We start from the raw sequence: 10,363 nt of genomic DNA, 5'->3' as shown, positions 1-10,363 counted from the left end.
TACGGATCCGAACCTGGTTCCCGCGAGTACGAACACGGTCGATCTGACTTATACGGATTTCTGTTCCGGCACAGCGACCACCCTGCCTTCCATTGTCGATCCGGTTACGCCGAATCCGGAGGACCTGGACGTCAACTTCAACGCGCCGCTGTACATCATTACCGATGACCCGGCGTACCCGGTGCCGATTACGGTCCAGCTGACGAACAACGGCGGCGACGGGGCGGCAAATTACTATACCTATGTATCCTTCGGCGAGGAGATGACGGTGGAGTCCTGGCCCACGGGGTGCTCGTTGACATCAAACCCGCCGCCGCGGCCGGTGTGGCCCATCCCGGCGGGAATTCCGCCCACGGCGACGGTGTTCGAATGTACCGACGCCAATCCGGGCTTGGGCACCATCGGCGCGGGTGCGACACAGAACCTTCTGTTCACCGTCACCAAGAACGCAGCCGCGGCCAACGACGACCTGACCCTGCGCGCCGATGTGATCGGCGAGATTCGCCTGTCCGATGGAACGCCCCTGGTGTACCCGACGCCCAGCGATTCCATCGGCAGCACGGTCAACAACTATTCCCTGGACGGGATCCGGTCCAAGGCCCTGGGTTTCAATCTGACCAAGGCTCTTCCAGTCAATTGCAGCGAGGACAATCCGCCGCCCCTGTCCAACAACAACGTCATCATCGGCGAGGAGTGCAAGTTTCATATCGAGTCCGGCGGCTGGTTCGGCTTCCAGACCCCGGGCTACACCCTGATCGCGGTGGAGAACATTACTATCACCGACCAGATGCCGACCGGGCAGGGATACCTGGGCCAGGATTATTCAGCCTCCACCACCAACACGCCGCCGTCCCAGATCACAACACCGACGATCGCCGCGCCGCCGACGCTGGGATACGGAGACGTGAGTTGGTCGTTCAATCCGACGGGGAGCCCGATCACGCGCAGGGGCGAGTGGTTTACGGCCAATGTTGGAACAAGGCTGATGAACGATGCGCTGAATGCCTCGGCGCTACCCAACCAGCATGCGGCGCTCAGCACCAATATCGCCGTGGCGAGTTTCGATGCGCTTTTCGATTCCGGCGGAACCACCACCACCATCACCGTGGACCAGAATGCCGGTGTTCCTGGCTATCCGGATATTGCGGTGCGACGCGCGGACAATACGGTCACCGAGCCCAACATCCAGGTCGTAAAGGAGGTCTGTAACGAAACCCTGTACGGCGTCGGTCCGTCGTGCAGCAACTGGACCACCCTGGCCAATGACGGTGATACCAACGACTCGTATATCTACCGCATCCAGCTAACCAACGAGTTGAGCAGTGGCGGCGTGCAGCGGGCCCCGGCCTTTGACGTAACCGTCACCGACACCCTGGATCCGAGCGATCAGATGTATGTGGTGCCCCTGGGTACCGACGGGCTGAACAACGATGGCGACTCGGCCACGGACGGGGGTGATGCGAACGGCGAGGGCACGATTGGCGACAATACGGTGAACAACGGCACTCCGGCGACGGTTACCTTTTCGTACACAAACAGTACGGCCCTGGAGCAGATCAATCCGGGACAAACGGTCACCCTATACTATCGCGTCGATCCGGACGACTCGGTCGCCCCCCTTCAGACCCTGGTCAATTCCGTAGTAGCGACCTACGACACCCTGCCGGGGCCGTCGGGAAGCCAGGGTCTTTACTCCGTGGCACCCGGCAGCAACGGCCAGGCGGACGGCGCGCGCGTGTACACCACCAGTCCGGTATCGGCGACCATCCAGATCCTGCCGGTGCTGACCCAGCCCAAGTCCGTAATCGAGGTATCCAATACGCCCTTCAGTGGCACCTCGCCCCAGTCGGTATCCATCGGCGAAGAGATCCGCTACCAGTTGACGACCGAGATCCCGATATCCCATTTGCGCAATTTCGTCGTCCGCGACGAATTGCCCGCGGGCATACGATGCGCCGAGGCGCCGGATGTCGATCTGAACCGCGCCCCCTATCGCGCCGCGGGGTTCAGCCCTGGCGGAGTGATCAAGCCCACCTGTACCAGCACCGGAACCAACGACTACGTGGAATGGGATTTCGGAGACCAGGAGCTGACCAAGTGGAGCGGGGGGCGTTTCACCTTCCCTGTCTCTTTCATTGCCCGAATCGAGAACACCGCTGTCACCAATGACGGGATGCTGATTCGTAACGGCGGTACCTACACCAACGCTACTGCAACCTACGTCGACGATTCGGGCAATACAATCACGCTTTCCTACGGCAATGCCGATGTGCGGGTGCGCGAGCCGCGCATCACTCTGACCAAGGCCTTCAACGCCGCAACCGCCGATGCCGGTGACGCGTTGACCGTCACGGTTACGGCAACGAATTCCGGCACCGCCGCGGCCTACAACCTGCGGGTTATGGACAACCTGGTCGGCACCAAGATGACGTTCATCAACAACGTCAGCGGCGCCGATCCACCGACCACGGTCGACACGACGACGCTGGGACCGAACCAGCCCATCTTCCGATGGCCAGCGGGAACCGCGATTCCGGTAGGTGGAAGTATCAGCTTCACCTTCCAGGTTCGCGTTGACGATACCGCGGAGCCGGACGAGGTCCTGAGCAATACGATTCAGGGGGCCTGGGATTCGCTGCCGGGGCAGGGGACGGCGTTAAACAGTACCGGGCAGATCGGACCCGATGGCAGCGACATGGGCCTGCGCAATGGTGTCATTCCCAATGCCGGCGACCCGGTAAACGACTATGAAACTACCGCGACCGCCAGCGTAACCATGGCGTCCACGGTCTTCACCAAGGTCCACGCGAGCGATACCTATGAGCCCACAGGTCCCGGTACCAATGTGCGTATCGGTGACATCGTTCGCTACTCGCTCCGCCTGACCCTGCCCGAAGGAACCACGCCGGGTGTAACCATAACGGACGTTCTGCCTCAGGGCCTGCAATTCGAAGGGGTCGCCAGCATCAACGGGGATACCACGGCGCCCTATACCTCGCAAACGCCCTTCACCTATTCTCCGGTCTCGCCGCCGACGGTCACCGGAAACGCCACCACTGGCCCGACCACGGTTACCTGGAATATCGGGACGATTGTCAATGCGGGGGACAACATTCCCGCCAACAACGATTTCGTCATCGTCTATCGCGCGCGGGTGCTGAACGCGGTTCTGCCACACGTCAACAACATTACGCTGACCAATACGGCGACCTTCGCCTGGACACCGACTGCGGGCGGCGCGCCTACGCAGATTGCCAGTGCCACCAGCGAGGTCCTGCAACCGAATCTGAGCGTGGCCAAGACCGCGGTCCCCGCCGGTGGCGATACCATTATCGATGCCAACGAGCTCATAGACTACACGGTCGTGATCTCCAACAACGGAACCGCGCCGGCCTACGACACGGAATTCCGTGATGTGATCCCGGTGGGCCTGCGCAACGGTGCTGCAACCGTTACCACCCTGAGCATTACGGTTAGTGACGGGACGACGACTACGACCCTGCCGAATCTTGCGCCCAGTTACGATCCGGCAACCGGTATTGCCGACTGGAATTTTGACACCGGGACCGCCAGTGCCTACACCATTCCCGCCGGCGGAAACCTGACGCTGACCTACCAGGTACAGGCCGACCCGGATCTGGGCGCGGGTCTGGTCATGACCAACCAGGCCCAGGTGCAGTACTACTACTCCTTCGATAACAATGCCGTGCCCAGTGATGGCGGGGTTGACGGCGTGCGCGAGATTTACGGACCCAGCAACACCGATTCCGTCACCCTGACCAGTGCCGCGCCCAACCCCTTGTCGAAGACCAATCCGGCCAATCCGAACGTAACCATCGGCCAGGAGTTCACTTACACCATCAAGGTTCCGGCGACACCGGTGCCGGTGGCCCTGCACGACGTCGTCGTACTGGACGACCTGGGTGCATCCGCGGCGGACCTGAATTTTGTGAGCGTGACGCGCGTCGCGGGGCCAGGCACCTGGACGCCGGTGAATACCAGCGGCAGTCTCACGAATCTGCGTATCGAGGACAACACCAACGGCATCGACATCCCGGCCGGTGAACAGATTGCGCTCGCCGTCCGGGTGCTGGTGATGAACAACACAACAACGAATGTCGCCGGGCTCCTGTTCAACAACACCGCGACCTATCTCTATAACCAGATCGACAACGACGCGGGTACGCAACAGGCGGGAGGTGGAGCGACCACGCCGGATATGAAGATCGTCGAGCCGGAACAGGTCACGTTGCAGAAGAGTGGACCGGCGACGGCGCAGTTCGGTGTTCCGTCCACGTATACCCTGACGGTGCAGAACGTGGACACAGGAAACGCCAGCACCGCCTGGGACATGACCGTTGTGGATCAGTTGCCCAATCCCACGCCCGGGGGCATGTGTGATACGGCGCCGACCAATATCACCGCGGCCGTCTATCCACCAACGGGCACGACACCCCTTCGAACGCTTACGGAAGGCACGGACTTCGTGACCGCCTACGCCGGGCCCTCGACCTGTACGCTCACCTACACCATGCAGTCGGCCGCCGCCGCCATCGAACCGGGCAATCGGCTAATCCTTACGTACGATGCGGTGCCGGACAACGACAACACCCAGGGTGAGAACCTGATCAACATTGCCGGCGCGACCCAGTGGTTCAGCCTGGATACGGCCGGCGCAGGCGCTACGGGCGAGATTCGCACGTACACCCGTCCCATCACCGACGGTACCCCCGGCACTCTCGACTGGCAGGACGCGCTGCCGTTCACGGTTGACGTCCCGGTGCTGGAGTTCCGCAAGACGGTGACCAATGTGACGACGGGCGGTTCCGGTGCCACCGCCTCGCCGGGCGATACGCTGCACTACCACATCACCGCGCACAACCTGAGTTCGGTGCCCTTGAGCAATGTCGCGCTGACCGACGATCTCGAGCGCCTGAACACCAGCGGGACGCCTTGGTTCGCCGCGGGAACCATGACGGCTCCGGTCGTCGTCGGGGCACCGGGCTTCGACGCCAGCAACTCCAGCGCCACCGGCGGGACCCTGGGAACGGGCCTGGTGGATGTACGCAATATCACCTTCGATCCCAACGGCGGGACGTACGACACCCTCACGATCGATTTCGATATTACCCTGGCCTCGTCGATACCCAATGGCACGGTGGTGCTGAATCAGGCGCAGATCCATATACCGAACTACACCGCGCTCAACAGCGACGACCCCAATGTCAATGGCCCGGACAACCCGGTGGTTCTGGGTGACGAGGACCCGACGCAGACCGTAATCGGCTCCGCGCCGCAGCTGCGGGTGGAGAAGACATCCCAGGATCTAACGGGAGACCCGGCGGTGCTCGTGTCGGGTGATACCCTGCGCTACACGATCACGGTGAAGAATATCGGTTCCGAGGATGCGACGAACGTCAGCTTGCGCGACGCGATTCCGGCCAATACCACCTACGTCCCCAACAGTACCACGCTGAACGGCAACGCCGTGGTCGATCCCTCGGCCGGGGTCAGTGCCATCGAAGGCGGCATGCTCATTCACGCACCGCCGCCGGAAGACACCACGCCGGGCTACATGCGCGCCGACGCGGATCCGGCGGCCGGCAATGTTGCCACCATCACCTTCGATGTCACGATCAACACCGGCGTGGTAAACGGCACGGTGATCTCCAACCAGGGCTTCGTAAACGGAAGCAGCGCCAGCGGCGCTACCCTGACGGAACAGCCGTCGGATGATCCGGCCACGCCGACGGCCGACGATCCCACCCGCGACATCGTCGGCAATCTGCCGCTAATTGATTCCACCAAGACCGTGCAGGTCATCGACAATGGTGGCAGCACCCCGGGGCAGGTCGACCAGGGCGATACCCTGCGCTACACCATTACCGTCACCAACAGCGGTGCGACAGCGGCGACCAACGTTGTGTTCACCGACGCCATTCCAACGGGCACAACCTACACACCCAATACCACGACTTTGAATGGTGCGCCGGTGGTCGATCCATCACCGGGCGTCAGTGCCATCGAAGGCGGCCTGCAGCTGGGTACCGGCGGGACGCTGGCCGTGGGTGAAACCGCGACGATCGTATTCGAGGTGACCGTCAATACCGGGGTGACCGCGGGAACCGTCATCAGCAACCAGGGTACGGTCACCAGCAACGAGCAGGCCCCGGAACCCACCGATGCCGATGGCGATGACAGCAATGGCGACCAGCCGACCCAGGTAGTGGTGGGTAACGCGCAACAACTGTCCATGACCAAATCCGTGGCCGTGGTCGGTGGTGGTGTCGCCCAGGCCGGCGGCGAGCTGGAGTACACCATTACCATCACCAATATCGGAACGGTGGATGCGACCAATGTCGTGCTCACGGACCCGATACCGGCGAATAGCACCTACGTCGCCAACAGCACATTCGAAAATACATTGCCGGTGGGCCAGCCCGACGGCGGGGTGTCGCCGCTCGTTGCGGGAATTCCGGTCAGCAGCAGCGACCTGACGCCGCCGCTGCCCAGTGCGGGGAACGGAACCATTTCCGTGGGTGGCACGGCGACCGTCCGTTTCCGCGTTCAGATCGGCGCCGCGGTAGCGATTGGAACCACCATCAGCAACACCGCCCAGGTTTCCTGGAACTCCGGCGCGCAAATCGCCAGTGCATCTGTGGACGTGGGCGGCACACCCGGCGTAGCCAATCTCAATGGACGGGTGTGGCACGACGCCAATTTCAACAACGCCACCGACGCGAGCGAACTGCGCCTGCAGAACTGGTCCGTGGATATCTACCGCAACGGTTCCTTGCTGGATACCGTGACCACCGATGGCAATGGCGATTACGCCATCAATGGCCTCGCGCCGAACGACGTTTCTGGCGACCAGTATGAGCTGCGGTTCCGTGCCCCGGGCGCCGTGGCCACCACCGCGTCCCTCGGCCTGGCCGATTCGGTATTTACCAATGGTCCACAACGGATTTCCAGCATCATCGCCGGCTCGGGCGCGAACCTGCAGAACCTGAATCTGCCCATCGATCCGGATGGCGTGGTTTACGATTCCGTATCCCGCATCCCCGTGGCAGGGGCGACCCTGACGCTGATTAATTCGGGTACCGGCCTGGCGGTGGATCCGAACTGCTTCGACGACGCCGCACAACAAAACCAGGTCACGCTCGCCAGCGGCTACTACAAGTTCGATCTGAACTTCTCGGTGCCGGCCTCCTGTCCGGCGGGCGGAACCTACGAGATTCAGGTAGCGCCGCCGGGCGCGGGGTACTCCGGTACGCCGTCGGCCATCATTCCGCCGACCCCGGGACCGTTCTCGGTACCGATCTGTACCCCGAACGCCGCCGGCGCGCCGGCCGGCTACTGTGAGGCCCAGACCTCGGAATTCGCTCCGGCCCCGTCTTCCCCGGGTACGCCGTACTACCTGTCCCTGATTCTGGGCACGCCGACCCCGGGCGCGAGCCAGATGTTCAACAACCACATTCCGCTGGACCCGGTGATTACCGGTACGGGCGTCACCATCACCAAGACCACGCCGCTGACCAATGTCCATCGCGGCGATCTGGTGCCGTACACCATCACCGTGAACAACAACCTGGGTGGTGTACTGACGAGCAACAGCATCGTCGACACGATTCCGCCGGGCTTCAAGTACGTGTCGGGCTCGGCCAGCATCAACGGCGTCAATACCGCGCCGGTCATTGTTGGGCGCCAGCTCACCTGGAGTGGACTGACCCTGACTCCGGGCTCGCCGACGGTGGTCAAGCTGATCCTGATCATCGGTTCCGGTGTTGGCGACGGCAAATACGTCAACCAGGCCCAGGTGGACAACACCATACTTGGGCCCAACATCTCGGGCATCGCCAGCGCGACGGTGCGCGTGATTCCGGATCCGACCTTCGATTGCACCGATGTCATTGGCAAGGTCTACGATGACCGGAACCACAACGGCTACCCGGATCCGGGTGAGCCCGGGATCGCCGGGGCCCGCGTGACCACGGTGAATGGTCTGCTGATCACCACCGATGCCCATGGCCGCTTCCATGTGAGCTGTGCCGCGGTGCCGAATCCGGATCGTGGGTCCAACCTTGTAGTCAAGCTGGATCCGCGCAGTCTGCCCACCGGCTACCGCATTACCAGCGAGAACCCGCGCGTGGTGCGGGCGACCCGCGGCAAGATGGTGAAGATCAACTTCGGTGCCACGATTCATCACGTCGTGCGCCTGGATATCAGCGACGCTGCCTTCGTCCCGGTGCGTACGCAACTGCGGCCGGAATGGAAGGCATCGCTGGATACGGTGCTTGAGCAGCTACGCAAGAGGCCGTCGGTACTGCGTATCGCCTACCTCGGCGACACGGAGACTGCGGCCCTGGCAAGGGCACGCATCAAGGCACTGTCCGCCATCATTGAGAAGCGCTGGAAGTCCGCCGGTGCGCCGTACACGCTCTCGATCGAAACCGAGTTGTTCTGGCGTCGGGGCCGGGCCGGAGGTGGATCATGATGGCCGCCTTGCGTCGCCTGATGGTCCTCGGTCTTGCGGTGAGCCTGCCGATGAGTGCGGCGGCGGACGAAGCGCCGCACCGTTCGTTTATGCAGCGCCTGTTCGGCGAGCCGGCGGTGGTGCATAGCCCGACCCAGGCCAACACCGAACACCAGTTGCCGGACGTGCATTTTGTCCTGTGGACCCTGGACCCGGACCGCATGGCGGTGCAGGCGGATGACCGCATCGTGTTGTCGAATCGCCAGGTGGAGGACGTGTCGTCCACCGAGATGAAGGACCTGGTGCCACTGATCCATGATCAGGACGGTGCGCCTGCGGTTCCGTCCTCGGCCCTGCAGCAGGTACGCGATGTGTTGGAGCGCCTGGGCAAGGACAAGCGATTGCGCATGCGCTTCACCGGATACACCGACAGTGCGCCACTGACGCCGGTACAGCGCACCCGCTACGGCGACCGGGTCGGCCTGTCCCGCGCGCGCGCCCAGGCAGCGGCGGATTTCTTCCGCAGCCGCCTGGATCTTCCGGAGCCGGCGATTACGGTGGAAGGGAAAGGCGATTCCGATCCCCTGGAGACCGGAGATACACCGGAAATACGGGCGCTCAATCGTCGGGTCGAGGTGCAGGTCTGGGTAGACACGGTGCAGTCGAAGGGACTTATCCCCGAACCGCTGGCGGTGCCGCCGCCCGGGGTGCGCCGCGTGCGCGTATGCCGCACCGAGCCCGCCTGTATCCTCGTGCGCAAACTGCCGGGAACGCGCAAAGTGGAACTGCGCAACGTGGTCCCGCCCATTCAGCTGGAAGCGGAGGAGGGCAAGGTTTCCCGTTCGACCCTGGATGCCATCCGCGACGTATTCGCGCGCTATCGTGACAAGCCCGATGCACAGCTTCGCATCACGGCCTACACGGACGACCTGCCGATCGGACAGAAGGCGCAGGCCCTGTACGGCGCCGATCACCAGGTGGTCGGCGAGGTTGGCGGCGCTGGCCGGCCGCTGGAGAATGCGAATAACGTCGCCGGAAGAGAACGCAACCGCCGCGTGGAAGTGGACCTGTGGTATGACGCACCGGCCGGCGTGATCTCGGTCAGCGACATGCAGGCCTGCCCGGCGGGGGACGACGGCCGGGAGATGGTTGCACAAGTCTATCGCCCGGGCGACCAGGATCCGTTGCCGGCGATTCCCTACCGCGACGGCAAACCGGAGATCGGCGATGCCTACCTGACCCAGCTCAAGGGATTGCTGGATCGTCTGCAGGACAAACCGAACCTGCACCTGCGCTTCGTCGGTTATCTCGCCCCGACTTCCCTCAGCCGGCGCGCGGCGCAGGTCTATGGCGATGCCTGGAAGCTGAGCGAGGATCGGGCGCAACGTGTGCGCAAGAAGATTCAGGAGGCCCTGAACCTGCCCGATTCCATGGTGCAGACCGAGGGCGGAGGCTACGCGCCGGACGAGGCCGCGGATCAGAGCGATCTGACCACTTCGCCACAGGGCAAGGTTGTCGCCCAGATCTGGTTCGATGTTCCGGCGCCCCGTTCTAACGAGGAAGTGGAGGTCGTGCACACGACGCGCGACACCTCACCGGTGAATCCGTACAGCCTGGCACCGCTGCGCGTTACGGTAGACGGCAAGCGTCTCGACGATACCCTGCCGGACAGCGCCGACGTGCAACGTTGTACTGACGTCGCCCTGGACAAGACCCGCATCCGGCTTTCCTATGACGGATCGGCGCCGGACCCGAAGCTCGCGGTCATGGCCTCACCCGCAGTGATCGCGACCCGTGATGATCCGGACACGCCGGAAGCGGAAAATCTTGCGCACTTCCGCAGCTACAGCAACTATGCGGCCTTCCTGGCACGTTCCGAAGTGCGCCTGT

General features: G+C 63.1%; 2 protein-coding genes. Both read left to right on the top strand.

What is annotated here, in order from left to right; translation table 11 throughout:
* Positions 1-181 precede the first annotated feature (181 nt).
* Positions 182-8,494, top strand: a complete 8,313-nt coding sequence (locus P8X48_10335) for a hypothetical protein (GenBank protein ID MEJ2107707.1) — start codon at positions 182-184, stop codon at positions 8,492-8,494.
* A partial coding sequence (locus P8X48_10330; protein MEJ2107706.1) for an OmpA family protein occupies positions 8,491-10,363 on the top strand: 1,873 nt, incomplete at its 3' end. The genes P8X48_10335 and P8X48_10330, both read left to right, overlap by 4 nt.

This window comes from Acidiferrobacteraceae bacterium (genome assembly GCA_037388825.1).
Classification (GTDB): Bacteria; Pseudomonadota; Gammaproteobacteria; order Acidiferrobacterales; family JAJDNE01; genus JARRJV01.
Note: the sequence above shows the minus strand (reverse complement) of the source record. Positions and strands in the feature narration are given on the sequence as shown.